General features: G+C 65.1%; 24 protein-coding genes. 9 read left to right on the top strand and 15 right to left on the bottom strand.

Annotated elements, in window-relative coordinates; translation table 11 throughout:
• Positions 1-69 precede the first annotated feature (69 nt).
• Positions 70-1,068 carry a beta-N-acetylhexosaminidase gene (gene nagZ / locus LU671_RS14880; protein WP_203652683.1) on the bottom strand — a complete coding sequence of 333 codons (999 nt, stop codon included), beginning with the start codon at positions 1,066-1,068 and terminating at the stop codon, positions 70-72.
• Positions 1,069-1,259: 191 nt separating this feature from the next.
• Complete coding sequence (locus tag LU671_RS14875; RefSeq protein WP_203647455.1) at positions 1,260-1,964, bottom strand: TetR/AcrR family transcriptional regulator; 705 nt, start codon at positions 1,962-1,964, stop codon at positions 1,260-1,262.
• A gap of 219 nt (positions 1,965-2,183) precedes the next feature.
• On the opposite strand from LU671_RS14875, the gene lexA reads away from it, so the two are divergent.
• Together lexA and sulA are read left to right on the top strand one after the other, a co-directional pair.
• Positions 2,184-2,792 carry a transcriptional repressor LexA gene (gene lexA / locus LU671_RS14870; protein ID WP_232856046.1) on the top strand — a complete coding sequence of 203 codons (609 nt, stop codon included), beginning with the start codon at positions 2,184-2,186 and terminating at the stop codon, positions 2,790-2,792.
• A gap of 13 nt (positions 2,793-2,805) precedes the next feature.
• Positions 2,806-3,282 carry an SOS-induced cell division inhibitor SulA gene (gene sulA, locus LU671_RS14865; protein WP_232856045.1) on the top strand — a complete coding sequence of 159 codons (477 nt, stop codon included), beginning with the start codon at positions 2,806-2,808 and terminating at the stop codon, positions 3,280-3,282.
• Between the two features lie 51 nt (positions 3,283-3,333).
• Here sulA and LU671_RS14860 read toward each other — a convergent pair whose 3' ends face one another.
• The 7 genes from LU671_RS14860 to LU671_RS14830 all read right to left on the bottom strand — a co-directional run bounded on the left by LU671_RS14860 (position 3,334) and on the right by LU671_RS14830 (position 11,602).
• Positions 3,334-3,567: a hypothetical protein gene (locus LU671_RS14860; RefSeq protein WP_203647457.1), complete on the bottom strand. Its 234-nt coding sequence runs from the start codon at positions 3,565-3,567 to the stop codon at positions 3,334-3,336.
• A gap of 51 nt (positions 3,568-3,618) precedes the next feature.
• On the bottom strand, positions 3,619-4,140 hold the full coding sequence (locus LU671_RS14855) for a DUF6586 family protein (protein WP_232856044.1): 522 nt from the start codon (positions 4,138-4,140) through the stop codon (positions 3,619-3,621).
• Between the two features lie 156 nt (positions 4,141-4,296).
• On the bottom strand, positions 4,297-6,906 hold the full coding sequence (topA, locus tag LU671_RS14850) for a type I DNA topoisomerase (RefSeq protein ID WP_203647459.1): 2,610 nt from the start codon (positions 6,904-6,906) through the stop codon (positions 4,297-4,299).
• Positions 6,907-7,006: 100 nt separating this feature from the next.
• Positions 7,007-7,258 (bottom strand): DUF1653 domain-containing protein, encoded by a 252-nt coding sequence (locus tag LU671_RS14845; RefSeq protein ID WP_050704830.1) that lies wholly within the window; start codon positions 7,256-7,258, stop codon positions 7,007-7,009.
• Positions 7,259-7,336: 78 nt separating this feature from the next.
• Positions 7,337-8,512 carry an acetyl-CoA C-acyltransferase FadA gene (gene fadA / locus LU671_RS14840; RefSeq protein WP_232856043.1) on the bottom strand — a complete coding sequence of 392 codons (1,176 nt, stop codon included), beginning with the start codon at positions 8,510-8,512 and terminating at the stop codon, positions 7,337-7,339.
• A gap of 31 nt (positions 8,513-8,543) precedes the next feature.
• Positions 8,544-10,691, bottom strand: a complete 2,148-nt coding sequence (gene fadB / locus LU671_RS14835) for a fatty acid oxidation complex subunit alpha FadB (protein ID WP_050704828.1) — start codon at positions 10,689-10,691, stop codon at positions 8,544-8,546.
• A gap of 473 nt (positions 10,692-11,164) precedes the next feature.
• Positions 11,165-11,602: a hypothetical protein gene (locus LU671_RS14830; protein ID WP_203647461.1), complete on the bottom strand. Its 438-nt coding sequence runs from the start codon at positions 11,600-11,602 to the stop codon at positions 11,165-11,167.
• A gap of 110 nt (positions 11,603-11,712) precedes the next feature.
• Here LU671_RS14830 and LU671_RS14825 point away from each other — a divergent pair, with 110 nt between their 5' ends.
• Positions 11,713-12,156 (top strand): universal stress protein, encoded by a 444-nt coding sequence (locus LU671_RS14825; protein ID WP_186733471.1) that lies wholly within the window; start codon positions 11,713-11,715, stop codon positions 12,154-12,156.
• 82 nt (positions 12,157-12,238) lie between these two features.
• Here the strand turns inward: LU671_RS14825 and LU671_RS14820 are convergent, their stop codons facing one another.
• Positions 12,239-14,170 carry an ATP-binding cassette domain-containing protein gene (locus LU671_RS14820; RefSeq protein WP_232856042.1) on the bottom strand — a complete coding sequence of 644 codons (1,932 nt, stop codon included), beginning with the start codon at positions 14,168-14,170 and terminating at the stop codon, positions 12,239-12,241.
• Positions 14,171-14,377: 207 nt separating this feature from the next.
• On the opposite strand from LU671_RS14820, the gene LU671_RS14815 reads away from it, so the two are divergent.
• A complete protein-coding gene (locus LU671_RS14815; protein WP_232856041.1) occupies positions 14,378-16,306 on the top strand; it encodes a transglycosylase SLT domain-containing protein in 1,929 nt (642 codons plus the stop codon).
• Between the two features lie 59 nt (positions 16,307-16,365).
• Here the strand turns inward: LU671_RS14815 and LU671_RS14810 are convergent, their stop codons facing one another.
• Positions 16,366-17,169, bottom strand: coding sequence for an MOSC domain-containing protein (locus tag LU671_RS14810; RefSeq protein WP_232856040.1), 804 nt, complete (start codon positions 17,167-17,169; stop codon positions 16,366-16,368).
• Positions 17,170-17,209: 40 nt separating this feature from the next.
• Positions 17,210-18,139, bottom strand: coding sequence for a chemotaxis protein CheV (locus LU671_RS14805; protein ID WP_050704823.1), 930 nt, complete (start codon positions 18,137-18,139; stop codon positions 17,210-17,212).
• A 338-nt stretch (positions 18,140-18,477) separates the two neighbouring features.
• On the opposite strand from LU671_RS14805, the gene LU671_RS14800 reads away from it, so the two are divergent.
• From LU671_RS14800 to LU671_RS14790, 3 genes are all read left to right on the top strand, one after another.
• On the top strand, positions 18,478-18,978 hold the full coding sequence (locus LU671_RS14800; RefSeq protein WP_110738562.1) for a histidine kinase: 501 nt from the start codon (positions 18,478-18,480) through the stop codon (positions 18,976-18,978).
• A 378-nt stretch (positions 18,979-19,356) separates the two neighbouring features.
• A complete protein-coding gene (locus LU671_RS14795; RefSeq protein WP_110738535.1) occupies positions 19,357-20,253 on the top strand; it encodes a sensor histidine kinase in 897 nt (298 codons plus the stop codon).
• Complete coding sequence (locus tag LU671_RS14790) at positions 20,243-20,902, top strand: response regulator (RefSeq protein WP_203647467.1); 660 nt, start codon at positions 20,243-20,245, stop codon at positions 20,900-20,902. The genes LU671_RS14795 and LU671_RS14790 overlap by 11 nt, the downstream gene beginning before the upstream one ends.
• Here the strand turns inward: LU671_RS14790 and yegS are convergent.
• The gene (gene yegS / locus LU671_RS14785) at positions 20,886-21,773 is read right to left on the bottom strand and encodes a lipid kinase YegS (RefSeq protein WP_203647468.1); all 888 of its coding nucleotides are present in this window, start codon (positions 21,771-21,773) and stop codon (positions 20,886-20,888) included. The genes LU671_RS14790 and yegS overlap by 17 nt on opposite strands.
• Positions 21,774-22,039: 266 nt before the next feature.
• Between yegS and LU671_RS14780 the strand changes: the two genes are divergently transcribed.
• Positions 22,040-23,497: a mannose-1-phosphate guanylyltransferase/mannose-6-phosphate isomerase gene (locus LU671_RS14780; protein ID WP_232856039.1), complete on the top strand. Its 1,458-nt coding sequence runs from the start codon at positions 22,040-22,042 to the stop codon at positions 23,495-23,497.
• Positions 23,498-23,560: 63 nt separating this feature from the next.
• Entirely contained in the window at positions 23,561-24,796 is a 1,236-nt protein-coding gene (locus LU671_RS14775; protein WP_110738539.1) for a glycosyltransferase family 4 protein, read from the top strand.
• Here the strand turns inward: LU671_RS14775 and LU671_RS14770 are convergent.
• Together LU671_RS14770 and moaB are read right to left on the bottom strand one after the other, a co-directional pair.
• Positions 24,785-26,005, bottom strand: coding sequence for a molybdopterin molybdotransferase MoeA (locus LU671_RS14770; protein WP_232856038.1), 1,221 nt, complete (start codon positions 26,003-26,005; stop codon positions 24,785-24,787). The genes LU671_RS14775 and LU671_RS14770 overlap by 12 nt on opposite strands.
• Positions 25,989-26,528: a molybdenum cofactor biosynthesis protein B gene (gene moaB / locus LU671_RS14765; protein WP_046856412.1), complete on the bottom strand. Its 540-nt coding sequence runs from the start codon at positions 26,526-26,528 to the stop codon at positions 25,989-25,991. The genes LU671_RS14770 and moaB overlap by 17 nt, the downstream gene beginning before the upstream one ends.
• Between the last annotated feature and the right edge of the window lie 102 nt (positions 26,529-26,630).

The following is a 26,630-nucleotide window of genomic DNA, read 5'->3' as shown; positions in this document are numbered from 1 at the left end:
CAGCGACCGCGCAGCCCTCAAGCCACCCGCCATGCCGGTGGGGGTTTACCCGCGAAGAAGCCAACGCGGTCAGTCGACCAGCTGGGCTTCCTTCAACGCCCCCAACGCCTCCAGCCAACGCGGCTGCTGGCGGTAATCGGTACGCGCAAAGCCCTGCCCGCGCATCCGCGCGATTCGCGGCGACGGCTTGACCTTCATCCGTTGCGCCGCGCTCAACGCCAGCTCCGCCGCCGCCCGGTCGTTGCACACCAGGCCCATGTCGCAGCCGGCGCTCAGGGCCGCCTCGATACGACTGGCGGCATCGCCCACCACATGGGCGCCGGCCATGGACAGGTCGTCGCTGAAGATCACCCCGTCGAAGCCCAGCTCGCCGCGCAGGATGTCCTGCAGCCAGCGCCGGGAGAAGCCGGCCGGCTGGTTGTCGACCTGCGGATAGATCACATGGGCCGGCATCACCGCCGCCAACTGGCCACCCAGCTGGGTGAACGGCACCAGGTCGGTAGCGCGCAGCTGCTCGAGGCTACGTTCGTCGACCGGGATCGCCACATGGGAGTCGGCTTCGGCCCAGCCGTGGCCGGGGAAATGCTTGCCGCAGGCGGCCATGCCCGCGGCGTTCATGCCGCGGATGAACGCACCGGCCAGCTCGGTGGCACGCTGCGGATTGCCTTCAAAGGCGCGGCTGCCGACCACGGCGCTGCGCTGGTGATCGAGGTCCAGCACCGGGGCGAAGCTCAGGTCCAGGCCCACCGCCAGCACCTCGGTGGCCATCAGCCAGCCGCACTGCTCGGCCAGGTACTCGGCATTGGTGTTGTCGGCGATCGCACGCATGGCCGGCAGGCGCACGAAGCCCTGGCGCAGGCGCTGGACCCGCCCGCCTTCCTGGTCCACGGCGAGGATCAGCTCGGGGCGAATCGCGCGGATCGACGCGCACAGCTCGCGCACCTGGCGCGGGCTGTCGATGTTGCGGGCGAAGATGATCAGGCCGGCCACTTCGGGCTGGCGCAGCAGATGGCGGTCTTCGGCGGTCAGCCATTTACCGGCGATATCCACCATCAGGGAGCCTTGCAGGCTGGCAGTCATAGGGAATCCTTCATGGGAGGTCCAGGGGCGCTTGGCCGTGGCGCAGGCGCACGCAAACATCGGACAACGAAGTGCCCGATGGTTCAGTGGCGAAGCGGCCGTGCTGGCGGAAAATGCGGCGGGAGACAAGGTCAGGCATGCGCGCTAGCTTAGCGCAAGCGCCCTGCCCCGCCCAGTACTCAGGCCTTGGCGGGGGTGGCGGACTTGCTGCGCGGACGCAGCTGCGCCGTGGCCATGGCCTCGTCGGTGACGCCGCTGTCGGCGCGCATGCCGGCGGCCAGGAACGGCACCATCAGGCGCATGACCTGCTCGATCGAGGTGTTGATGCCGAAATCGGTCTCGGCGATGGCCCGCAGGGCCTTGATCCCCGACATGCTGAACGCCGCGGCGCCGAGCATGAAGTGCACGCGCCAGAACAGCTCCAGCGGCGGGATGCGTGGCGCGGCCTCGTTGACCAGCAGCATGTAGCGGCGGAACACCTTGCCGTACATGTCTTCCAGATAACGCCGCAGGTGCCCCTGGCTCTGGCTGAAAGCCAGGCCCAGCAGGCGCATGAAGATCGACAGGTCGTTGTTGCTGCGCGGCTGCACGGCCAGGGCCTGCTCCACCAGCATCTCCAGCAGTTCCTCGAGCGAGGCTTTCTGCTCGGGACGCGCCTGACGGCGCTCCAGCTCACGCTCAAGGCTCGCGCAGAACGGCCCCAGGAAGCGCGAGAACACCGCCTGGATCAGGGCCTTCTTCGAACCGAAATGGTAGTTCACCGCCGCCAGGTTGACCCCGGCCTTGCTGGTGATCAGCCGCAATGAGGTTTCCGCGAACCCACGCTCCGCGAACAGCTGCTCCGCCGCATCGAGGATGCGTTCAACGGTTTCCGATTGGGCCATGACTACTCCGCCTGACAAACAGTTGTTTGAAACATACGTTTCAGGCCTGCCGATGTCAAGGCTGGGTGACCGGTCGGTCGCCATTTAAAAGCGCCAAGAGTCAGGCTGCAAGCGACAAGATGCGTCGGCGTTTCGATCTTTCTTGGTCCGGGTGGGTTGCAGGCCGCGAGCCACTGTATATAATTCCAGTCACTGTATAAAAAGACAGAGCCCTCGCCCATGCTGAAACTGACGCCACGCCAAGCCGAGATTCTGGCCTTCATCAAGCGCTGCCTCGAAGACAACGGCTTTCCGCCGACCCGCGCCGAGATCGCCCAGGAGCTGGGCTTCAAGTCGCCCAACGCCGCCGAGGAACACCTGAAGGCCCTGGCCCGCAAGGGCGCCATCGAGATGACTCCTGGCGCTTCCCGCGGCATCCGCATTCCCGGCCTTGAGCCAAAGCACGAGGACAGCGGCCTGCCCATCATCGGCCGGGTCGCCGCCGGCGCGCCGATCCTCGCCGAGCAGCACATCGAGGAATCCTGCAACATCAACCCGACCTTCTTCCATCCCCGCGCCGACTACCTGTTGCGCGTACACGGCATGAGCATGAAGGACATCGGCATCTTCGACGGCGACCTGCTGGCCGTGCACACCACCCGCGAAGCCCGCAATGGCCAGGTGGTGGTGGCCCGCATCGGCGACGAAGTGACCGTCAAGCGCTTCAAGCGCGAAGGCAGCAAGGTCTGGCTGCTCGCCGAAAACCCCGAATTCGCCCCCATCGAAGTTGACCTGAAGGAACAGGAACTGGTGATCGAGGGCTTGAGCGTCGGCGTCCTGCGCCGCTGAACCAGGAGGCGTCATGCAGCCGTTCACCCATGCACCCCAGCAAGCCCAGCTGCCGCTGTTCGAGGCCTTTCTCGCCCAGCCGGTGCTGCCCGGCCTCAAGCCCGCCCCGGTGGCGCGCAAGAGCAGCCAGCCAGAGCTGTTCAGCGAACTGGCCCTGCGCGGCGCGCCCGGGCATTGCCAGAGCCTGCTGGCGCCGATCCTGCGCGAACTCAGCGAAGAAGACGACAGCCGCTGGCTGACGCTCATCGCCCCGCCCGGCAGCCTCACCCAGGCCTGGCTGCGCGATGCCGGCCTGAACCGTGAACGCATCCTGCTGCTGCAACCTGGCGGCAACCAGACCGCCCTGCAACTGGCCTGCGAAGCCTTGCGCCTGGGCCACAGCCACACCGTGGTCAGCTGGCTGGGCACCCTCAACGGCAGCGCCCGGCAACAGCTTCAGCGCGCCGCCGCCAGCGGAAACGCACAAAGCCTGAACATCCGCCTCGGCTGATGTTCAGGCTTTGCCTGTCAAACACTTGAAACCCTGAGCCTGTAACCTGCCTCAGTGAAGGACGCGCGGCCCTTCTTCACGCTCAAGCTCACCCTCGACGAGGCGGCCGGCCATCTGCACGCCGACACTGAGCATGGCCTTGGCCACTTCCACATGCTGTCCTTGCAGGAATGCCTTGGCATCCTCGGAGAAATCCAAGGTCACCAGGGAGCCTTCATCCTCGGCACGGCGCAGCTCGATCCGGCCATCAGGCAACTCGACAATTTCTAGAAAGGACGTTGACATAAAGGGCCTGCTTTTCACGAAAGACCATCAGTGTACCAGCCATGGCGGCGGTCAGCACTCACTCAGCGCTTCGCGGAATCGTCTCACCAGGCTTTTCAGGTTCTGTCGCCAGGCTTCAAGCTCCTCCCGGGATAGCTCGGCCGGCTCGGGCTCGTCCAGATTGACGGCCTGGATCAGCGGCTGGGTGACGTCGCCCTTCACGGCTTTCTTCGCGACCGGCGGTCGGAACAAATCAGCATAAGCGGCCAGCAGGCGCGCCAGCCAGGTTTCCGGCTGGCGAGCCAGCTCAAGTAGCTCGGCCATTTCCGGGATCGCCACGCTCTGCAGCACCTCGTCACTGAACAGCAGTTCGGCCCGTGACGTCGAGGCTTGGGGCAGACGGTAGAAGCCGGCGATCTCGTGACACAGCCCCAGCAGCGCGCCATACAGGTGGAACAGCGCCGATTCGCGCTCGGCCTGGAGCAGGCCCTGGGCGTTCATGGCCTGGCTGTCGGCGGCCTTGGCCATGGATTCCAGGGCAAGGCCGGCGAAGAACAGTTTCTGGTTGGTGCGGGTGTAGAGTTCCTGGGCCATTTCGACTGACTCCTGAAGGCTGCAAGGCGATACCCCAGTTTCCGGGATTGGCCGACTTTACCGCAAGCACAAACGATCGCGGGGCAAGCCCGCTCCCACGAGGTTGCAGAACACCTGTGGGAGCGGGCTTGCCCCGCGATGAGCCTGAGACTCAGATCAGCGCTTGTCTTCGACCTTCCACGCCTTGCCGTCGTAGAACGCCTTCCAGCCGGTCGGCTTGCCGTCGACTTCGGATTGCACGTACTGCTCCTTGGTCTTGCGGCTGTAGCGAATCACCGTCGGGCGACCGTCCGGGTCCTTCTGCGGCGCTTCGCAGAGGAAGTGGTACTTCGGATCGATCTCGTGCTTGTGCGGCACGATCTCCAGCACCAGCGGCGCGCGGGTTTCGCGGTTTTTCGGGAACTGGCTGGCAGCCAGGAACAGGCCCGAGGCACCGTCGCGCAGCACGTAGGTGTCGTCGACCTTCTCGCACTTGAGCTCCGGCATGTCCACCTTGTCCATCTTCGGCGGCGCCGCCTCGCCGCTCTTGAGCAGCTTGCGGGTGTTCTTGCAGGTGGCGTTGGTGCAACCGAAGAACTTGCCGAAACGGCCGGTCTTGAGCTGCATCTCGCTGCCGCACTTGTCGCACTCCAGGCTCGGGCCTTCGTAGCCCTTGATCCGGTAGCTGCCTTCCTCGATCTCGTAGCCGGCGCAGTCCGGGTTGTTGCCACAGATGTGCAGCTTGCGCTTCTCGTCGAGCAGGTAGGCGTCCATCGCCGTCGAGCAGATCGGGCAGCGGTGCTTGCCGCGCAGCACCAGCGACTCGGATTCGCCCTCGTCGTCGGCGGCGATCTCGTCGCCCGGCACCAGGTTGACCGTGGCCTTGCAGCGCTCCTTCGGCGGCAGGCTGTAACCCGAGCAGCCGAGGAACACGCCGGTGGAGGCGGTACGGATCATCATCGGCCGGCCGCATTCCTTGCAGGCGATGTTGGTCAGGGTCGGCTGGTTGGCGCGCATGCCGTGCTCGCTAGACTCGGCGGTCTGCAGCTTCTTGCTGAAGTCGCCATAGAACTCGTCGAGGACGTTCTTCCAGTCACGCTCGCCCTGGGCCACATCGTCGAGGTTCTCTTCCATGCCGGCGGTGAAGCCGTAGTCCATCAGGTTGGCGAAGCTCTCGGACAGGCGCTCGGTGACGATGTCGCCCATCTTCTCGGAGTAGAACCGGCGGTTGTGCAGCGTCACATAACCGCGATCCTGGATGGTCGAGATGATCGCCGCGTAGGTCGACGGACGGCCGATGCCGCGCTTTTCCATTTCCTTGACCAGGCTGGCTTCGGTGAAGCGCGCCGGCGGCTTGGTGAAGTGCTGGCTGGGGTCGAGCTGGATAAGCTTGAGCGCCTCGCCCTGGGCCATTTCCGGCAGCACGTCGTCTTCGCCCGGCTTGCTCTGCTGCGGCAGGACACGGGTGTAACCGTCGAACTTGAGGATGCGGCCCTTGGCACGCAGCTCGAACTCGCCGGCCACCACGGTGACGCTGGTGGACAGGTATTGCGCCGGCGGCATCTGGCAGGCCAGGAACTGGCGCCAGATCAACTCGTACAGGCGCTCGGCGTCACGCTCCATGCCGCTGAGCTTGGTCGGATGGGTGTTCACGTCCGACGGGCGAATCGCCTCGTGCGCCTCCTGGGCGCCTTCCTTGCTGCCGTAGACGATCGGCGCGGCGGGCAGGTACTGCTTGCCGAATTCTTTCTCGATGTAGCTGCGTGCCATCTCGACGGCGTCGGTCGACAGGTTGGTCGAGTCGGTACGCATGTAGGTGATGTAGCCGGCTTCGTACAGACGCTGGGCCATCATCATGGTCTTCTTCACCCCGTAGCCCAGGCGGTTGCTCGCGGCCTGCTGCAGGGTGGAAGTGATGAACGGGGCCGAAGGCTTGCTGCTGGTCGGCCGGTCCTCGCGCTTGCTCACGCTGTAGCTGGAGGCCTTGAGCTTCTCCAGAGCAGCCATGGCCTGGGCTTCGTTGAGCGGCTTGAAGGCCTCGCCCTTCTCGCGGGCCACTTCGAAACGCACCTTGGCGTTCTTGGCGGTGCCCAGGTCGGCGTGGACTTCCCAGTACTCTTCCGGGTTGAACGCGCGGATCTCGCGCTCACGCTCGACCACCAGCTTCACCGCCACCGACTGCACACGGCCGGCAGACAGGCCGCGGGCGATCTTGGCCCACAACAGCGGCGAGACCATGTAGCCGACCACGCGGTCGAGGAAGCGCCGCGCCTGCTGGGCGTTGACCCGGTCGATATCGAGCTCGCCCGGCTGGGAGAAGGCTTCCTGGATAGCCTTTTTGGTGATCTCGTTGAACACCACGCGCTTGTAGCGGCTGTCGTCACCACCGATGGCTTCGCGCAGGTGCCAGGCAATGGCTTCCCCCTCGCGATCCAAGTCGGTTGCGAGGTAGATGGTGTCGGCATCCTTGGCCAGGCGGCGCAGCTCCTCGATCACCTTCTCCTTGCCGGGAAGGATCTCGTACTTGGCCTTCCAGCCTGCCTCCGGGTCGACGCCCATGCGCGCGACCAGGGTGCGGCGTGCCTTTTCCTTCGGCGACAAGGCCGGAGCCTCGGCCGCGGCCTTGCCGCGCTTGGCCGCCGGTTCCTTGCTCGCACTGGCGGAACCGCTGGTGGGAAGGTCACGGATGTGGCCGATACTCGACTTCACCACGTACTGGCTGCCCAGGTACTTGTTGATGGTCTTGGCCTTGGCCGGGGATTCCACAATGACCAGCGATTTGCCCATGGATCGGAGTATTCCTGAATCTGAAGATGAAAAACGCGTCAGGTGCCGGACGCGGCACCGCTATATATAGTGGCAAAAGAGCGAGGTCAAGCGTGGTCGATCACTCGTGCGCCTTGCCAAGCCGCTCGCCCAGCCCCTCTTCGGCCTTGACCAAAGCAAAGCGTGGCACCTGCTCGCCGTCAACCTCGACGGACTCCTGGAACATCGAAAGTGGCCTGACCCAGAAGCTGTAGTCACCATACAGGCACTGGTAGAAGACCATCCACTCTTCGCTTTCGGAATGCCGCGCCGCGCTGAACACGCGGTATTCAGGGCCTTTGTAATGCCGGTACACACCAGGTTGTATCTGCATGTCACTCGCCCTCTTGAACAAATCCTGTAAAAAACAAAAGCCGGGGCACATGGCCCCGGCTGCTGTCCTGCAACGCGATCAGACGCGTTCGAAGACAGTGGTGATGCCTTGGCCCAGGCCGACACACATGGTGGCGACGCCCAGGGTACCGCCATTCTGCTTCATGACGTTGAGCAGGGTGCCGGAAATCCGCGCCCCCGAGCAACCGAACGGGTGGCCCAGGGCGATGGCGCCGCCGTGCAGGTTAACCTTCTCATTCATCTTGTCGAGCACTTTCAGATCTTTCAGCACCGGCAGGGCCTGTGCGGCGAAAGCTTCGTTGAGCTCGAAGAAGTCGATGTCGGCGATGGTCAGACCAGCGCGCTTGAGGGCTTTCTGCGTCGACGGGACCGGGCCGTAGCCCATGATTGCAGGGTCTACGCCAGCAACCGCCATGGAGCGAATCACCGCCAATGGCTGGATCCCCAGGTCCATGGCACGCTGCCCGGACATGACGATCATGCACGATGCGCCATCGGTGATCTGCGACGAAGTGCCCGCCGTTACCGTACCACCTTTCGGATTGAAAGCTGGCTTGAGGGCCGCCAGGCTTTCCAGCGTAGTGTCCGGGCGAATGGTTTCATCGTAGTCGAAGACTTTGAGGAAGCCGTTTTCGTCATAGCCCTGCATCGGGATGATTTCGTCCTTGAACTTGCCTTCGAGCGTCGCCTTGTGGGCGAGCTGATGCGAGCGCATGCCGAAGGCATCCTGCTGCTCACGGGTGATCCCGTGCATCTTGCCCAGCATCTCGGCAGTCAGGCCCATCATGCCCGAGGCTTTTGCCGCATGAAGCGACATATGCGGGTTCGGGTCGACACCGTGCATCATGCTGACGTGGCCCATGTGCTCGACACCGCCGATGACGAACACATCACCGTTGCCGGTCATGATCGCCTGGGCGGCGGTGTGCAGCGCGCTCATGGACGAACCGCACAGGCGGCTGACGGTCTGGGCGGCGGAGGTGTGCGGGATCTGGGTCATCAGCGAGGCCATGCGGGCGATGTTCCAGCCCTGCTCCAGGGTCTGGTTGACGCAGCCCCAGATCACGTCCTCGACTTCCTTCGGATCGACCTTGTCGTTGCGCTCCAGCAGCTTGCTGATCAGGTGCGCGGACATGTCCTCGGCACGGGTGTTGCGGTGCATGCCACCCTTGGAACGGCCCATCGGCGTGCGACCGAAGTCGACAATCACCACGTCTCTTGGATTCAGGCTCATATCAATATTCTCGCTCTAGCTCGTTGGGCGCTCAGTTGAAGAAGCGCTGGCCGTTCTTGGCCATTTCGCGCAGCTTCGCAGTGGGGTGGTACAGCGGCCCCAGGTCGGCGTACTTGTCGGCCAGTGCGACGAACTCGGCGACCCCGATCGAATCGATGTAGCGCAGCGCGCCACCACGGAAGGGAGGGAAACCGATGCCGTAGACCAGGCCCATGTCGGCTTCGGCGGCAGTCTCGACGATGCCGTCTTCCAGGCAACGCACGGTCTCCAGGCACAGTGGCACCATCATCCAGTTGATGATGTCCTCGTCGCTGACTTCACGCTGTTCGAAGATGACCGGCTTGAGCACGTCGAGCACGCTGGCGTCGGCGACCTTCTTCGGCTTGCCGCGCTTGTCGGTCTCGTAGGCATAGAAGCCCTTGCCGTTCTTCTGGCCCAGGCGGTTGGCCTCGTAGAGGGCGTCGACGGCGGAGCGACGGTCGTCCTTCATGCGGTCCGGGAAGCCTTCGGCCATCACGTCGCGGCCGTGGTGGCCGGTGTCGATGCCGACCACGTCCATCAGGTAGGCCGGGCCCATTGGCCAGCCGAACTTTTCCATGACCTTGTCGATGCGCACGAAGTCGACGCCGGCGCTGACCAGCTTGGCGAAGCCGCCGAAGTACGGGAACAGCACGCGGTTGACCAGGAAGCCCGGGCAGTCGTTGACCACGATCGGGTTCTTGCCCATCTTCTTGGCGTAGGCCACGGTGGTGGCGACAGCCACTTCACTGGACTTCTCGCCGCGGATGACTTCGACCAGCGGCATCATGTGCACCGGATTGAAGAAGTGCATGCCGACGAAGTTTTCCGGACGCTTGAGTGCCTTGGCCAGCAAGTTGATGGAGATGGTCGAGGTGTTGGAGGCCAGGATGGCATCTTCCTTCACCTGGCCTTCCACTTCAGCCAGTACCGCTTGCTTGACCTTCGGGTTCTCGACCACGGCCTCGACGACGATGTCGACGTTGGCGAAATCGCCGTAGGACAGGGTCGGGCGAATGGCATTCAGTGCCTCGGCCATCTTCGCCGGGGTCAGGCGACCCTTCTCGACGCGCTTGCCGAGCAGCTTGGAGGCCTCGTTCAGGCCCAGCTGGATGGCTTCCTCGCGGATGTCCTTCATCAGGATCGGCGTGCCCTTGACCGCCGACTGGTAGGCGATGCCGCCACCCATGATGCCGGCGCCGAGCACGGCGGCCTGCTTCACGTCGTGGGCGATCTCGTCGTGGGCCTTGGCCTTGCGCTTGAGCTCCTGGTCGTTCAGGAACAGGCCGATCAGGCTCTCGGCGACCGAGGTCTTGGCCAGCTTGGCGAAGCCTGCGGCTTCGACTTCCAGGGCCTTGTCACGGCCGAAGTTGGCAGCCTTCTGGATGGTCTTGATGGCCTCGACCGGCGCTGGGTAGTTCGGGCCGGCCTGGCCGGCGACGAAGCCCTTGGCGGTCTCGAACGCCATCATCTGTTCGATGGCATTGAGCTTGAGCTTTTCCAGCTTGGGCTGGCGCTTGGCCTTGTGGTCCAGCTCGCCGCTGATGGCGCGCTTGATCAGGTCCAGGGCACCGGCCTGCAACAGCTCGGGGGCGACCACGGCGTCGACGGCGCCGACCTTCAGGGCGTCCTCGGCACGGTTTTCCTTGCCCGAGGCGATCCATTCGATGGCGTTGTCCGAGCCGATCAGGCGCGGCAGGCGCACGGTGCCGCCGAAGCCTGGGTAGATGCCCAGCTTGACTTCCGGCAGGCCGATCTTGGCGCTGCTGGACATGACCCGGTAGTCGGCGGCCAGGCACATCTCCAGGCCGCCACCCAGGGCGATGCCGTTGATGGCGACAACGGTCGGCACCTGCAGGTCTTCGAAGTCATTGAAAATGCGGTTGGCTTCCAGGTTGCCGGCGACCAGTTCGGCCTCGGGCAGCTTGAAGTTGTCGACGAATTCGGTGATGTCGGCGCCGACGATGAACACGTCCTTGCCACTGCTGACGATCACGCCCTTGATCGAGGCATCGCCCTTGATCACGTCCACGGCCTGACGCAGCTCGTTCAGAGTGAGACGGTTGAACTTGTTGACGGACTCACCCTTGAGGTCGAACTTCAGTTCGACGATGCCGCTTTCAAGAGCCTTAACCGTGATGGCTTTACCTTCGTAAATCATCAACTGATCTCCACGATATGGAAGCTGAACAGTACACGTCGAACGCTGGTGCAAGAGCCGGTCTACCGGTCCCTCGCCCCAGGCACACCCGTCGACGCGCTAATCGGGATTCTGTAAGAGCCGTCTGACATACAAACGCTCAATTCATACGCCCGTTTGACTTGGGTGTGCACACATTCTCCGAAATGAACGGCGTTGTCAAATGCTCGCGAACACCGTGAAAACGCGACTTTCCAGTCATCTTCTACCCGCCGGGTACGAAAACTGATGACAGTGATCGCCGACCATTCATGTCAGCGATAGACCATCACCGACCGCGGACGGCGTTTTTTCTAAACGCATCCGCCAACGATGGCTACACTGGGGCTGCATGAAAGTGTTTCCGGCCTGCCTGGCCTTTTTCTGCGCTGCAGAACGCAAAACGGCGCGCAAGAGCATGGTTGCTCCTGCGCGCCGTTTTGCGTTGGCCAGGTTCAGGCGAGGGTATCGAGGGCCTGGGCAATATCCTGCAAAACAGATTTATCGCCCCGCTCGCTCCAGTACAGGGCGATCATGCGCCGGTCGGCCTCGACCTTGTAGACGGTTTCCGGCAGGCGGGCAAAGACCTCGGCCAGGCGCGGGTCCTCGCAGGGCTCGCGCCACTGGTTCCACCACACGCCAGGGGTGATCTGCCAGTAGCACCAGCAGTCTTCGCGGCCCTTGCGCCGCGCCCGGTGGTATTGCGGACAAGGGCTGGGCGGCTCCTTTTCCAGCCAGTGCGGCCACTGCTGCGGCGCCAGCTGCATGGCCAGGCCCATGCGCCGGCCTTCAAGGCGCAGGCTCATCTGCTCACCCTGCTTGCGCGACTGGCGCAGCCAGGCCAGCGGGCTGAGCATCAGCGCAAGGATTGACACCACCAGCCATACCGTCATATCTGTAGACCTTATAAAGCGTTGCAAATGAGCGGGTTATCCAGGATTCACGAACGCCCGGCCCGAAAGCGACCATACTTCTACTATCGCGATTGTCAGGAGTACTGCACATGTCCTATGAACATCTTCTGGTCGCCGTCGACCTGACCGAAGAATGCGACCCGGTGATCAAGCGGGCCAAGACCATCGCCCTGGCCAGTGGCGCCAAGGTGTCCCTGGTGCATATCGTCGAACCCATGGCCATGGCCTTCGGCGGCGACGTGCCGATGGACCTGTCGCAGTTGCAGCAGCAACAGTTCGACCAGGCCAAGGAGCGCATGGAGCGCCTGTTCAACAAGTACCCGGACATCCAGCGAGGTGACTCGCATCTGGTCTATGGCCAACCGCGCCAGGAAATCCATGAACTTGCCAAGAAACAAGCCTGCGACCTGATCGTGGTCGGCAGCCATGGCCGCCATGGCCTGGCGCTGCTGCTGGGCTCCACAGCCAATGACGTGCTGCACGGCGCGCCGTGCGATGTACTGGCGGTGCGCTTGCAGAAGAAGGCCGAGTAAGCCAGTAATCGCGGGGCAAGCCCGCTCCCACAAAGCCCGTCAGACAGGGCTGCGTGGGAGCGGGCTTGGCCCGCGATGCATTTCAGCCTTCCAGCTCGGCCCAGCGCTCCACCAGCACGTCCAGCTCGCCCTGCAGCTTCTCCAGCTTGGCCAGCACCGCAGAGGTTTCATCGATCGGACGCTGGTAGAAGTTCGAGGCGCCGACCTCTTCCTGCACCTCGGCAATCTGCCGCTCCAGCGCATCGATCTGCCCTGGCAACGCCTCCAGCTCGCGCTGCAGCTTGTAGCTGAGCTTCTTCTTGCTGGCATCGGCAGCGGGCGCGGCGACGGCCGCAGGCGCCTGCTCTTCCACCGGCTTGGCCACCACCGCACTGTTGAGTTCGGACTTGCCACTCTTGCTCTCGGTCACGCCCAGCAGCTTCGGCGATCCACCCTGGCGGATCCAGTCCTCGTAGCCGCCCACGTACTCGCGCACACGCCCCTCACCCTCGAACACCAGGGTGCTGGTCACCACGTTGTCGAGGAAGGCCCGGTCGTGGCTGACCATCAGCACCGTGCCCTTGTAGTTGGACAGCACTTCCTCGAGCAGCTCCAGGGTCTCGACGTCGAGGTCGTTGGTCGGTTCGTCCAGCACCAGCAGGTTGGCCGGCTTGCTGAACAGCTTGGCCAGCAGCAGGCGCGCACGCTCGCCACCGGACAACGCCTTGACCGGCGTGCGCGCACGCTGCGGGCTGAACAGGAAGTCGCCGAGGTAGCTCAGGACATGGCGGTTCTGGCCATCGATCTCGATGAAATCGCGGCCTTCGGCCAGGTTGTCGATGACGGTCTTTTCCAGGTCCAGCTGATGGCGCATCTGGTCGAAGTAGGCCACTTCCAGCTTGGTGCCGCGCTCGACCTTGCCACTGGTCGGCTCCAGGTCACCCAGCATCAGCTTGAGCAGGGTGGTCTTGCCGGTACCGTTGGCGCCGAGCAGGCCGATGCGGTCTTCGCGCTGCAGGACCATGGAGAAGTCCTTGACCAGTTTCGGACCATCCTTGTGGGCGAAGCTGACGTCCTCCAGCACCATCACCTGCTTGCCGGACTTGTCCGCCACCTCGATAAGGATGTTCGCCTTGCCCTGGCGCTCACGGCGCTCGCCGCGCTCCACGCGCAATGCCTTCAACGCACGCACACGGCCTTCGTTGCGGGTACGCCGGGCCTTGATGCCCTGGCGGATCCACACTTCTTCCTGGGCCAGGCGCTTGTCGAACAGCGCATTGGCGGTGGCCTCGGCGGCAAGCTCGGCCTCCTTGTGCACCAGGAAGCTGGCGTAGTCGCCGTTCCAGTCGATCAGCCCGCCACGGTCCAGTTCAAGGATGCGCGTGGCCAGGTTCTGCAGGAAGGAACGGTCGTGGGTGATGAACAGCACCGCGCCGTTGAAGCCGTTCAGGGCATCTTCCAGCCAGGCGATGGCACCGATATCCAGGTGGTTGGTCGGCTCGTCGAGCAGCAGCAGGTCGGGCTCGGACACCAGCGCCTGGGCCAGCAACACGCGACGGCGCCAGCCGCCGGAGAGCTCGGCCAGGGTCTTGTCGGCCGGCAGTTGCAGGCGGCTCAGGGTGCTTTCCACCACTTGTTGCAGGCGCCAGCCGTCGCGGGCCTCCAACTCGTGCTGGACGTGCATGAGCTTTTCCAGGTCCTCGTCGCCGTGGATGTTCTGGCTCAGGTGGTGGTACTCGGCCAGCAGCTCGCCCACGCCATCCAGGCCCGCGGCCACCACGTCAAAGACGCTGCGCTCGTCGGCCACCGGCAGTTCCTGTGGCAGTTCGCCGATCTTCAGCCCTGGCGCGCGCCAGATATCACCGTCGTCGGGCTTCTGCTCGCCCTTGACCAGGCGCAGCATGCTCGACTTGCCCGTGCCGTTGCGGCCGATGATGCACACCCGCTCGCCACGGGCGATCTGCCAGGACACTTTGTCCAACAGCGGCATGGCGCCGAAGGCGAGGGACACATCGCTGAATTTGAGCAGGGTCATGATCATCTCCAAAAACCGGGCGCGCATTCTACCTGACTTGACCCTTCACGGCATCAAAAGCCCATCGCCGGCAGCAGGGCGTCGGATAACAACTCGATACAAGCACAGTGCTTTCACCGGCCACCGGCAAACGGCTAAGCTAGGCAGTAATACCCAACAGTGCTGGCTCCGCCGTCACTTTCCATGGTTCTACTGCCCGGACGTATCATGCGCAGCCGCCTGTTACAAATTGCTTCCTGCCTGCTGCTCACCGCCACCGCCGCGAGCGCCGCACAGGCCATCGACATTTCCCAGCAGCGTCAGTACTACGACGAGGCCAAGCGCGCCCTGGCCAAGGGCGACAAGGGCCCTTACCTGCGTTACGCGCAGGCGCTGCGCGACTATCCGCTCACGCCCTACCTCACCTACGACGAGCTGACCGCCCGCCTGAAGAGCGCCAGCAACGAGGAGATCGAGGGCTTCCTCAAGGCCCACGGCGACCTGCCCCAGGCCAACTGGATGAAACTGCGCTGGTTGCGCTGGCTGGCCGAGCGCGGCGAGTGGAACACCTTCACCCGCTACTACGACCCCAAGCTCAATTTCACCGAACTGGACTGCCTCAACGGCCAGTACCAGCTCTCCCATGGCCTGCGCGCCGAAGGCTTCGCCACCGCCGACAAGCTGTGGAACGTCGGCAAGTCGCAGCCCACCGCCTGCGATACCCTGTTTTCCATGTGGGCGGCCGAAGGCCAGCTGACCGAGGCCAAGCGCTGGCAGCGCGCCAAGCTGGCGGCCCAGGCACGCAACTACGGCCTGGCCAGCAGCCTGGTCAAGACCCTCACCACCCTCGGCCCCCAGGGCAAGCTGCTGATCGACGTGGCGCAGAAGCCCGAGCTGCTCAACCAGCCGTCGCGCTTCACCCCGGTCAACGAGGCCATGTCCGACGTGGTCAGCCTCGGCTTGCGCCGTCTGGCCCGCCAGGACCCCGAGCAGGCCATGGCGCTGCTCGACGACTACGCCCAGCGCATGCACTTCTCCCGTGACGAGAAAGTCGCCATCGCCCGCGAGATCGGCCTGACCCTGGCCCGGCGCTACGACCCGCGCGCCCTCGACCTGATGACCCGCTACGACCCCGAGCTGCGCGACAACACCGTCAGCGAATGGCGCCTGCGCCTGCTGCTGCGCCTGGGCCGCTGGGAGGACGCCTACGAGCTGACCAAACGCCTGCCCCAGGACCTGGCCAGCAGCAACCGCTGGAAGTACTGGCAGGCGCGCAGCCTGGAGCTGGCCCAGCCGAACAACCCGCAGGTCCCGCTGCTGTACAAGACCGTCGCCCGCGAGCGCGACTTCTATGGTTTCCTCGCCGCCGACCGGGCGCAGACGCCCTACCAGTTGAACAACAAGCCGCTGGCGCTCAGCCAGGCGGTGATCAACAAGGTCCGCAATACCCCGGGCGTGCGTCGCGCCCTGGAGTTCCATGCCCGCGGCCAGATCGTCGAGGGACGCCGCGAGTGGTACCACGTCAGCCGTCACTTCAACCGTGACGAGATGGTCGCCCAGGCCCGCCTGGCCTATGACATGCGCTGGTACTTCCCGGCCATCCGCACCATCAGCCAGGCCCAGTACTGGGACGACCTGGACATCCGCTTCCCCATGGCCCACCGCGACACCCTGGTGCGCGAAGCCAAGGTCCGCGGCCTGCATTCGAGCTGGGTATTCGCCATTACCCGCCAGGAAAGCGCCTTCATGGAGGACGCCCGCTCCAGCGTCGGCGCCAGCGGCCTGATGCAGCTGATGCCGGGCACGGCCAAGGAGACCGCACGCAAGTTCAGTATCCCGCTGGCCTCGCCGGCCCAGGTATTCAACCCGGACAAGAACATCCAGCTCGGCGCCGCCTACCTGAGCCAGGTGCACGGCCAGTTCAACGGCAACCGCGTGCTGGCCTCGGCCGCCTACAACGCCGGCCCCGGGCGCGTGCGCCAGTGGCTCAAGGGCGCCAAGCACCTGAGCTTCGATGTGTGGGTCGAGTCGATTCCGTTCGACGAGACGCGCCAGTACGTGCAGAACGTGCTGTCGTATTCGGTCATCTACGGGCAGAAGCTCAATTCACCGCAGCCGCTGGTGGATTGGCATGAGCGGTATTTCGACGATATGTGATCGGGACGCCATCAGCCCGCGCCCACGCAACGTGGGAGCGGGCATGCCCCGCGATGGCTCTATTCGAGGACCTCGACGTCCATCCCCACCTTAAGCTCCCCCTCGCCATCCACCGCCAGGTTCTGGCCAAACAGCACATCCCCTTCCTTCTCACGGAACGTCTTGAGCGTGGTCAACGGCTCACGGTCCGGGCTGCGCTCGCCCGTGGCGGGATCGAGGGTGGTGAGGATGCAGCGCACGCTCGGCTTGAGCACGCGAAAGGTCATGTCGCCGATACGGATACGCTTCCAGCGGTCCTCGGCAAAGGCTTCGGCCCCCTCGACCACCAGGTTCGGGCGAAAACGCAGCATCTCCATGGGGCGCCCGACCCGACGGCTCAGCTCATCCAGCGAGGCCTGACCGATCAGTAGCAATGGAAAACCATCGGGAAAGGCTGCCCGGTCACTGTTCAGGCCGTAGCCGCTGGGCAGGTAGCGGGCCCGCTGCTCGGGGCAGTACACCAGCCTTACTGGCTTGCCCAGCAGCTCGCTGAGCCAGGCCGCGGCGGCATCGCCGGCATCGGGCACGCGCAAGGTATCGCGCCAGATGGTGACGCCGCGCAGGGCGTCGTCGGCAGGCGGCACGGGCACCTCCAAGGGTGCCCGCCCCGGCGCCTGGAGCAGCAGTTGGCCCTGCTCGCCATAATCGGCGCCAACCTGCCCCAGCCGGGGCCAGGCCCGCTGGGTCAGGAAGCGGCCATTCTCCTCCTCCACCACCAACCAGCGGCGGTCACCGTCCAGGCCCAGATTGCCGACCGCGGACGCTTGCAGGCCCTGGGCCCGCCCCGATTTCACCGGGTATCGATACAACGCACTCAGAAACATCCCTGCTCACCTGGTTTCCATGGAAAAACCAAGCTTACACCTAGGCGTGATCCATGTTCAGACGCTGACGCACCACATCCACCAGGCGGTCGGGCTGGAACTTGGACAGGAAGTTGTCGCAGCCGACCTTCTTGACCATCGATTCGTTGAAGCTGCCCGACAGCGAGGTGTGCAGCACCACGTAGAGGCCGCGCAGGCGCGGGTCGTTGCGAATCTCGGTGGTCAGCCGGTAACCATCCATCTCGGGCATTTCGGCATCGGTGAAGATCATCAGCAGCTTCTCGCAGACATTCTCCCCGGCGTCGGCCCAGCCCTTGAGCAGGCGCAGGGCCTTGAGGCCGTCACTGGCCACGTGCAGCTTCACCCCCAGTTGCGACAGGGTGTCGCGCAACTGCGCCAGGGCCACGCTGGAGTCGTCCACCAGCAGCACTTCGCGGCCACGCGCACGGGCCAGCACCGGATCTTCCAGCTTGTCGCGGGACACCTTGGCGCTGTACGGCACGATCTCGGCCAGCACCTTCTCCACGTCGATGACCTCAACCAGCTTCTCGTCGACCTTGGTGATCGCCGTGAGGTAGTGCTGGCGACCGGCGCTGGCCGGTGGCGGCATGATGGCTTCCCAGTTCATGTTGACGATACGATCAACGCCGCCCACCAGGAATGCCTGCACCGAGCGGTTGTACTCGGTGACGATGATGGTGCTGTCCGGCCCAGGCTGCAGCGGGCGCATGCCGATCGCCTGGGACAGGTCGATCACCGGCAGCGTCTGGCCACGCAGGTTGACCACGCCGCAGACGAAGGAGTGGCGCTGTGGCATGAGGGTCAGCTTGGGCAGTTGCAGCACCTCCTGGACCTTGAACACGTTGATGGCGAACAACTGTCGGCCGGCCAGGCGGAACATGAGGATTTCCAGGCGGTTCTCACCCACCAGTTGCGTGCGTTGGTCTACCGTGTCGAGAATGCCAGCCATTGGAAAGCCCCCAGGCTTGAGTCGGGAAAAGTGGATGCATCCCCCTGTATCGGCGGATGCGCGCGCAGCTTGACCCCTGATGGAAAAAGCCGCGCCGGGTGATTGATATCACTTTACCATCATGCTTTACTGCTGCCACATCCCGCCGCGTCCGTCGCTCGCAACGAACGACCCACCTGAATCCTCATCAGGGAATCCCCTAGTAGCAATCGGGTGCAACCTGATGTTCGCAATATCCATTAGCCATTAATGTGACGCCATTCTCACTGCATGAACGGAGTCAGGCTTTTGCGAGCGATCATCTTGGTACGGCCAATCCCTGACCACGGGGCGCCATGATGGATAGCACACCACTGCACAACGCCGCCGTGGCGGCCTTTCTGCAGGACGCACAGGTCCTGCTGGCCCGATCCCAGGAATGCCTGCAGCACCTGGAACTGATCGCCAACGACCCGGACGCCTGCCACAGTCTCACCACGGCACTTGATACCCTGGCCCGCCGTGCCGACGCGCTCGGCCTGCTCGAGGTCGCCCACTATGCGTTCGCCTTGCAAAAGCTGCTCGCGCCCACCTGTGCCCAGCAGCACCTGCACGGCAGCAGCCTGCCCGCACTGGACGCCTGCCTGACCCTGCTCGACTGGCAACTGGAGCTGCTGGACCCGCAGACCGGCCAGCTAGGCATGGACACCGACGAACAACGGCTGCTGCTGGGCGAACTGGCCACCTCCCTGGGCCAGCCGTCCACGCAGCTGTGCGCGGACTGCCAGCAGACAGGGGTGTACTGCGCCCACCCTCATACGGCAAGCACCGGCATCGACTCGCCCGACCGGCAACATTAAATGCAGCCAACTGAGTCACAACTAAGGTCGGCTCAGGATGAAACTTGCAAAGTTGGACAAGTTTTTCCAAATGTTTTTGCGAAGCGGGATTATTAGTTGCCCTGCGCGCACTGGAAACATCATTTAATAATGGCACTCTGCTAGCCAAGCCCTCGACCGCCAGGCCCGCCACAGCCCGGAAAATACGAGGTTTCAAGCAGTTATCCCCCCGCGACCAAATTCAATCAAAGTGATAATATGCGCCCACTCGAACATGCGCGCCCAGGTTATCGGGCGATTGGATCCGCATTCCGCACTTGATTGCAAGCGGGGCGGTAAAACCCCTGGTCAGACGTGTGCAATGCCCCTAACCGCTATAATTCAGTGGCTTCCCTATCTATGCTCCCACGCTTGAAGTTTCTCCAGCGTTGCCGTTCCAGCGTTGCCCTGCTGCGCTGGACGACAGCACTGCTGTGCGTTGCATCGCTGGCGGCGAACCTGGTGGTATACCTGAGCACCCAGCCCCTGTCGGCCAGCCTGCTGCTGCTGCAACTGCTTGCTATGCTCGGCGTCGGCTGGCACCTGCGCCACTGGGCGCGTTCGATCAGCCTGCGCCCGGCGGAACTGGCCACGCGCATGCTCAAGGTGCAGGAGAGCGAGCGCCAGCGCCTGAGCCGCGAGCTGCACGACGATATCGGCCAGCTGCTGACCGCCGCCAAGCTGCAGGTCGACTGGCTGCAACGCCGGGTACCGGCCGAGCTGCAGGAGCACTGCAGCACCCTGCGCAGCACCCTGGACCTGACCCTGAGCAACGTGCGCGACGTTTCCACCATTCTCAACCCGCGCCAGCTGGCCAGCCTGGGCCTGGAGGCGAGCCTGCGCGCGCATCTGCTGCGCACCCTGGAAAACACCGAGGTGCACTGGAGCCTGGAATGCAAGCAGCGCCTGGGCGGCATCAGCGAAGAGGTGGCCATGGCCGCCTTCCGCATCACCCAGGAGGCGGTCACCAACATGTTGCGCCATGCCGGTGCCCGCAACCTGGTGGTTCGCCTGCAACGCACCTCGGCCGGCCTTGCCCTGTCAATCCACGACGACGGCGGCGGCTTCGTGCCGGCCCAGTCCCCCGCGGATTACGGCCAGCGCGGCATGGCCGGCATGCAGGAGCGGGTGACCGCCCTGCGAGGCAGCCTGACCATCACCAGCCAGCCCGGCCAAGGCACCCAGATCGAAGCCCTCTTTCCATGGCCACCCCGCAGCCAAGAACGCGCCAGGACCCCTGCCCCCGATGACCTGTAGATTACTGCTGGTGGACGACCACTCCCTGATTCGCGCAGGCGTCAGGGCACTGGTATCGGACATCCCCGGTTACACCGTGATCGGCGAGGCCGACGACGGCAGCCAGCTTCTGGACCACGTCCTGCGCCTGGCGCCGGACATCGTCCTGCTGGACATTTCCATGCGTTCGACCAGCGGTCTCGACGCGCTCACGCAATTGCGCGCAAACGGTTGCACCTGCAAGGTCCTGATCCTGTCGATGCACACCGACCCGGAAATGATCATGCGCGCCCTGGAAAGCGGCGCCCACGGCTACCTGCTCAAGGACACCACGGCCACCGAGCTGGAACAGGCGCTCACCGCGCTGCGCAACGACGAACGCTACCTCAGCCCGGCCATCGCCCACACCGTCATCAACCAGGCCCTGCTACGCGCGCAGAACGGCCGCCAGCCGAGCAGCGAAGGTCATAACCTGACGGGGCGTCAGCTGGAGATCCTGCGCCTGATCGTGCGCGGCAAGTCGACCCGGGAGATCGCCGCCGGCCTGGGCCTGTCGATCAAGACCGTGGAGACCCACCGCTCGCAGATCATGAAGCGCCTGCAGATCTACGACGTGGCAGGGCTGGTGCTGTTCGCCGTGCGCGAGAAGATCATCAGCCTGGACGACTGAGCAGCGGCGAGTCCGTCGGCAGGTGCACGCGCAACGCTCGTGGCATGGCCTCGAAGCGCAGGCTGGCGGCCTGCAGCGGCTCGCCGTCGAGGTTCATGTCCAGCCCCTGGGCGCCCTTGATTTCCACCCATGGCAACCGCGCACGGACGAACAGCCCGTCGCCGGCCAACAGGTCGCGCAGGGCGCCGGCCATCTCCTGTGGCGCAGGCAGGATGCCGATGTCCAACAGGCCGTCGTCCACCGTCGCCTCCGGGCACAGCACGTGCCCGCCGCCGGCCTGGCGGCCGTTGCCGATGCCCAGCGCCAGCAACTCGCCCTGCCACTGGAAACCGGGGCCCTGCAGTTCCACCGAGGCGGCCTGCAGTTCGCTGAAGCGTGACAGGCCGGTGAACAGGTAGGCCGCCGCGCCGAGCACTTTCTTCAGGTCTTCCGAGGTGTTGGCCGTGACCTGACTGCCGAAGCCGCCGGTGGCCATGTTCAGGAACAACTGGTCACCCACCCGCCCCAGGTCGATCGGCCGCGCCGGCACCTCCAGCAGGTCAAGAGCCGCCTGCGGCTCGAGGGGCACGCCGGCCGCCCTGGCGAAGTCGTTGGCGGTGCCCAGCGGCAACAGGGCCAGGCTGACCTGGGTCGCGGCCAGACCCATCGCTTCGGCCACGTCACGCAAGGTGCCGTCACCACCACCGGCCACCACCTGGCCATAGCCTGCGGCCAGGGCCTCGCCGACCAGGCGCTGGGCGTCGCCGCCCTCCCAGGTCAGCCGCACGTCCAGGGTCCAGCCCCGCTCGCGCAGCTGGCCCACCGCGGCTCGCACCTCGTCGTTGCCGGCCTGTTTGCCATGCAGGATCAACAGTGCCTTGCGCTCGCTCATGCCGTTCTCCCCGAATAGAAATGCCCTACCGCAATCTCGACCACTGCGACGAGCAGATTGCTCCCGGCGACGCCGAAAAACCGCCGCCTCACACAAATACCATTGAAAGCCGGCCGCCACAGGTGCATCATCTGACAAATATTTGGCCATCACGGACGAAGCCGACTCGAAAAGTCATTTTATTGACTTTGTGCCGCCAGACGCCTGACAGGTCGTGATTTCCTTGCATTGCGCTGCCCCCGGCGCCCTGATTCGAGGCTGTGACTATGAGCGTTCTGATTCCCTGCATCATCGCTGGCGGCGCCGGTACCCGATTGTGGCCGGTCTCCCGCGAGGCCATGCCCAAGCCCTTCATGCGCCTGCCCGATGGCATGAGCCTGCTGCAGAAGACCTTCAGCCGCGCCAGCAGCCTGCCCGGCGTCGAACGGGTGCTCACGGTGACCAACCGCGAAGTGGTGTTCCGTACCCAGGACGAGTATCGCCAGGTCAGTACCCAGCGTATCGCCCTCGACTTCATCCTCGAACCTTTCGGCCGCAACACCGCCCCCGCGATCGCCGCCGCGGCGCTGCACTGCGCCCGCCTGCATGGCGAGGACAGCCTGCTGCTGGTGCTGCCCGCCGACCACCTGATCCAGGACCAGGGCGCCTTCGAGGCGGCCGTCCAGCGGGCCATGGCCCTGGCCGGAAAAGGTTGGCTGACCACCTTCGGCCTGCTGCCGACCCGCGCCGAAACCGGCTTCGGCTACATCGAACAAGGAGAGGTACTGGGTAACGACGGCTATCGGGTGGCCCGCTTCGTCGAAAAGCCCGACGCCGACACCGCCCAGGCCTACCTGGACGGAGGCCGGCACCTGTGGAACGCCGGCATGTTCTGCCTGCGCGCGGGCACCGTGCTGCAGGAGCTGCAGGCCCATGCCCCCGAGGTGCTGCACACCGTGACCCACTGCCTGGCGCAGAGCCTGTTCAAGGAGGGGACGTGCGGCCAGCAGGTGGAACTCGACGCCGACAGTTTCGCGCAGGCCCCCGACATCTCCATCGACTACGCACTCATGGAGCCCTCCACCCAGGTGGCCGTGGTGCCCTGCGCCATCGGCTGGAGTGATATCGGCAGTTGGGAAGCGGTGCGCGAGCTGCGCCCGGCCGACAGCCAGGGCAATCATTGCAACGGCGAAACCGTGCTGCATGACGTGAGCAACTGCTACATCGACTCGCCGCGTCGGCTGGTGGGCGCGGTGGGCCTGGACAACCTGATCGTCATCGACACCCCCGACGCCCTGCTGATCGCCGATGCCGCGCGCAGCCAGGAGGTCAAGGTGATCGCCCAGCAACTCAAGCGCCAGGGCCACGACGCCTACCGCCTGCACCGCACCGTGACCCGCCCCTGGGGCCTGTACACCGTGCTCGAGGAAGGGCCACGGTTCAAGATCAAGCGCATCATGGTCCGCCCCGGCGAATCGCTGTCGCTGCAGATGCACCATCACCGCAGCGAGCACTGGATCGTGGTCAGCGGCATGGCCTGCGTGACCAACGGTGAAGAGGAGTTTCTGCTCGACACCAACGAGTCGACCTTCATCAAGCCCGGACGCAGCCACCGCCTGACCAACCCCGGCGTCATCGACCTGGTGATGATCGAGGTGCAGAGCGGCGAATACCTGGGCGAAGACGACATCGTACGCTTTACTGATATCTATGGACGCGCCCCGGCAGCAGCAGCACCTGCTTGACTGCCAGAGGGCGCGTTTTGCCATCCAGGGCCGACACCCGGCCAACCGCGAGGATTCGGGCTCATGCGCATACTCTGGACCCTGCCCTACCTGCCCTGGCCCACCACCAGCGGCAGCAAGACCCGGCAATACCACCTGCTGCGCGCCCTGGCGCAGCATGGCCACCGGATCACCTTGCTGGTGCAGTCCAAGGTACCCTTGAGCGACGCGGCGCGCGAGGCCCTGGAGCCGCTGGTGGAGCGCCTGGTGGTGCTGCCCCGGCGCGCGCTGCACAGCCCGCTGAACCTGCTGGCCTCGCCCATCATCGACTACCCCATGCGGGCCATCATCAATGGCCTGGCGCCCTGCCTGAGGCACCGCTTCGAGCAGTTGCTGGACGAACCCTGGGACGTGATCCAGATCGAGCACAGCTACAGTTTCCAGCCGTTCGAGAAGGCCTTGCAGGCCCGTGGCCTGCCCTACATGCTCAGCGAGCACTACCTGGAATCGGTGATGGGCGCCGCCTGCCACGACCGCTTGCCCCTGTGGCTACGGCCGCTGAACGCCTTCGACCGCTGGCGCTACCGGCGCTGGGAGCAGCGAGTGCTGCGCCAGCCCACCGAGGTGGTGGCGGTCAGCGCCCATGATGCCGAGCTTATCGGCCAGATCAGCGGGCGCCCAGTGAACGTGGTGGTCAATGGCGTGGACTGCGACCACTACCAGGAGGTTCGCCCCACGCCGCACAGCCAGCGTCTGCTGTTCGTCGGCAATTTCGAGTACGGCGCCAACCTGGAGGCCATCGAATGGGCGCTGGAAGAGATCCTGCCTCAGGTGTGGATGAGCAATCCGGCGGTGCGCCTGGCCATTGCCGGCCACGCCCTGCCGGCCAGCTGGAAGCTGCACTGGAACGACCCGCGTATCGAGTGGGTGGGCTATCGCCCCGATCTGCGCGAGCTGCAACGGCGCTCGGCACTGTTCTTCGCGCCGCTGCGCCACGCCGGCGGCTCCAAGGTGAAGATCCTCGAAGCCATGGCCGCCGGGTTGCCGGTGATCACCACCAGCAAGGGCGCCTCGGGCCTGGCCATGAACAACGGCGAGCACTACCTGGGCAGCGACGACAGCGGCCAGCTGGCGCTGCTGGTCACCCAGTTGCTCAACCAACCATGGCGCATGTGCCAGCTCAGCGAGGCCGGGCGCCAGTTCGCCCGCCAGCGTCATGACTGGAGCGTCGCCGCCCAGCAGCTGGAGAACGTGCACATGCGCCTGACCCAGCTGGCGCCGGCCGGCGCCGCAGCCGCCGGCGGCGTGCTAGCCAAGTAGCTCGCTGAACGGAATGAACGTCACCGCATCGCCCTGTTGCGGCGTCGTGCCTTCGAGCACTTCCACCACGCCATCGGCCCATGCCGCGCTGCGCAGCACGCCGGAGCTCTGGTTCTTGTAGATGCGCACGCGACCGTCCTCGATGCGTGCCCGCAGGTACTCGCGGCGCGTTCCGGCCTTGGGCCAGTCGAAACCCGCCGGCACGCTGAAGCGCAGCGGCGCGACATGGGCCACGCCCATTCGACGCAGCAGGTAGGGCCGGGTCAGCAGGCCGAAGGTGACCAGGGTCGAGGCCGGATTGCCCGGCAGGCCGATCACCGGCACCCCCTGGTAATGGCCGAAGGTCAGCGGCTTGCCCGGCTTGATCGCCAGCTTCCACAGCGCCAGCTCGCCCGCCTCTCGCAGGGCCAGGCCGAGGAAATCGGCCTCGCCCACCGACACGCCTCCGGTGGACAGGATCAGGTCGACATCGCCCAGCCCGCCCAGGCACTGGCGGGTGCGCTCGAGATCGTCCGGGAGGATGCCGGCGTCGACCACCGTGCAGCCCAGGCGTTGCAGCCAGCTGACCAGCAGGCGTCGGTTGCTGTTGTAGATCTGCCCGGGGCCCAGGGCCAGGCCCGGCTCGACCAGTTCGTCGCCGGTCGACAGCACCGCCACCCGGGGCCGACGCCGCACTTCGAGCGTGCCGAAACCCAGGGTCGCGGCCAGCCCGAGCTGGATCGGGCCCAGCCGCGTGCCGGCGCTCATCACCTGTTCGCCGACACGGGTTTCCTGGCCCTTGGGGCGAACGTTCTGCGCCAGCGCCAGCGGTTCGAGGAAACGCACCCGACCATCCTCGAGCACCTCGGTGTTTTCCTGCATCTCGACGCAATCGGCACCTTCCGGCAGCGGCGCGCCGGTGAAGATCCGTGCGCAGGTGCCAGGTTCCAGGGGCTGTGGTGCATGCCCGGCGAAGATGCGCTGGGTCACCCGCAGCGGTTCGCCCTGACAGTCGGCCAGGCGCAGCGCGTAGCCGTCCATGGCGCTGTTGGGCCACGGCGGCAGGTCGAGGCCAGCCACCAGCTCATGGGCCAGGACCCGCCCTTCGGCCTCGGCCAGCGGTACCTGTTCGGTCTCGGCGATGGGCGCCGTGTCGGCCAGCGCCAGCAGGCGCTCCAGGGCCTCTTCCACCGGCATCAAGGGCCGGGCCACCTCAGCCACGGCTGTCACAGGCCGCCGCCTGCTTCAGGTGCGGCACGAAATTGCACGGCCGATGACGGGCGTCCAGCTGCTCGGCAAGGATGCCGTCCCAACCGGTGCGCACGGCGTTGGTCGAGCCCGGCAGGCAGCAGACCAGGGTGCCGTTGGCAAGCCCGGCCAGGGCGCGGGACTGCACGGTGGAGGTGCCGATATCGGCCACCGAGATCTGCCGGAACAGCTCGCCGAAGCCCTCGACCTGCTTGTCCAGCAGGCACGCCACGGCTTCCGGGGTACTGTCGCGGCCGGTGAAACCGGTGCCGCCGGTGATCAGCACCACCTGCACCTGGTCGTCGGCGATCCAGGTCGCGACCTGGGCGCGGATCTTGTACAGGTCGTCCTTGAGCAGCACCCGCTCGGCCAAGCGGTGGCCGGCGGCGCTCAGGCGATCGACGAACAGCTGGCCGGAGGTGTCGGTGTCAAAGGTGCGGGTGTCGCTGACCGTCAGCACGGCGATGTTCAGCGCAACGAAAGGGGTATCTGCCTTGGCTTTCATGGGAGTCCGTCGCAGGGTAACTGGGAATGTGCGCTGTTATATCACAGGCCGCCCGCGGCGTTGTTCTTGGTCAATGCCGCCGCGATGGCGCTATGCTGCACT

It is taken from the genome of Pseudomonas sp. NMI760_13 (genome assembly GCF_021283245.1).
In the GTDB taxonomy this organism is placed as follows: domain Bacteria; phylum Pseudomonadota; class Gammaproteobacteria; order Pseudomonadales; family Pseudomonadaceae; genus Aquipseudomonas; species Aquipseudomonas peradeniyensis.
The sequence above is the reverse complement of the archived record's forward strand: the minus strand, read 5'-3'. Positions and strand labels throughout refer to the sequence as shown.

Bases quoted from the DNA above. Each gene is read 5' to 3' on its own strand.
- LU671_RS14780 (WP_232856039.1), top strand. From the start codon at position 22,040: ATGAGCGTTCTGATTCCCTGCATCATCGCTGGCGGCGCCGGTACCCGA.
- LU671_RS14820 (WP_232856042.1), bottom strand. From the start codon at position 14,170: ATGACCCTGCTCAAATTCAGCGATGTGTCCCTCGCCTTCGGCGCCATG.
- yegS (WP_203647468.1), bottom strand. From the start codon at position 21,773: ATGAGCGAGCGCAAGGCACTGTTGATCCTGCATGGCAAACAGGCCGGC.
- LU671_RS14845 (WP_050704830.1), bottom strand. From the start codon at position 7,258: ATGCAGATACAACCTGGTGTGTACCGGCATTACAAAGGCCCTGAATAC.
- LU671_RS14830 (WP_203647461.1), bottom strand. From the start codon at position 11,602: ATGACGGTATGGCTGGTGGTGTCAATCCTTGCGCTGATGCTCAGCCCG.
- fadB (WP_050704828.1), bottom strand. From the start codon at position 10,691: ATGATTTACGAAGGTAAAGCCATCACGGTTAAGGCTCTTGAAAGCGGC.
- LU671_RS14810 (WP_232856040.1), bottom strand. From the start codon at position 17,169: ATGTTTCTGAGTGCGTTGTATCGATACCCGGTGAAATCGGGGCGGGCC.
- LU671_RS14875 (WP_203647455.1), bottom strand. From the start codon at position 1,964: ATGGCCCAATCGGAAACCGTTGAACGCATCCTCGATGCGGCGGAGCAG.
- LU671_RS14860 (WP_203647457.1), bottom strand. From the start codon at position 3,567: ATGTCAACGTCCTTTCTAGAAATTGTCGAGTTGCCTGATGGCCGGATC.
- topA (WP_203647459.1), bottom strand. From the start codon at position 6,906: ATGGGCAAATCGCTGGTCATTGTGGAATCCCCGGCCAAGGCCAAGACC.
- LU671_RS14815 (WP_232856041.1), top strand. From the start codon at position 14,378: ATGCGCAGCCGCCTGTTACAAATTGCTTCCTGCCTGCTGCTCACCGCC.
- LU671_RS14800 (WP_110738562.1), top strand. From the start codon at position 18,478: ATGGATAGCACACCACTGCACAACGCCGCCGTGGCGGCCTTTCTGCAG.
- moaB (WP_046856412.1), bottom strand. From the start codon at position 26,528: ATGAAAGCCAAGGCAGATACCCCTTTCGTTGCGCTGAACATCGCCGTG.
- LU671_RS14825 (WP_186733471.1), top strand. From the start codon at position 11,713: ATGTCCTATGAACATCTTCTGGTCGCCGTCGACCTGACCGAAGAATGC.
- sulA (WP_232856045.1), top strand. From the start codon at position 2,806: ATGCAGCCGTTCACCCATGCACCCCAGCAAGCCCAGCTGCCGCTGTTC.
- lexA (WP_232856046.1), top strand. From the start codon at position 2,184: ATGCTGAAACTGACGCCACGCCAAGCCGAGATTCTGGCCTTCATCAAG.
- LU671_RS14795 (WP_110738535.1), top strand. From the start codon at position 19,357: ATGCTCCCACGCTTGAAGTTTCTCCAGCGTTGCCGTTCCAGCGTTGCC.
- LU671_RS14805 (WP_050704823.1), bottom strand. From the start codon at position 18,139: ATGGCTGGCATTCTCGACACGGTAGACCAACGCACGCAACTGGTGGGT.
- LU671_RS14790 (WP_203647467.1), top strand. From the start codon at position 20,243: ATGACCTGTAGATTACTGCTGGTGGACGACCACTCCCTGATTCGCGCA.
- fadA (WP_232856043.1), bottom strand. From the start codon at position 8,512: ATGAGCCTGAATCCAAGAGACGTGGTGATTGTCGACTTCGGTCGCACG.
- LU671_RS14855 (WP_232856044.1), bottom strand. From the start codon at position 4,140: ATGGCCCAGGAACTCTACACCCGCACCAACCAGAAACTGTTCTTCGCC.
- LU671_RS14775 (WP_110738539.1), top strand. From the start codon at position 23,561: ATGCGCATACTCTGGACCCTGCCCTACCTGCCCTGGCCCACCACCAGC.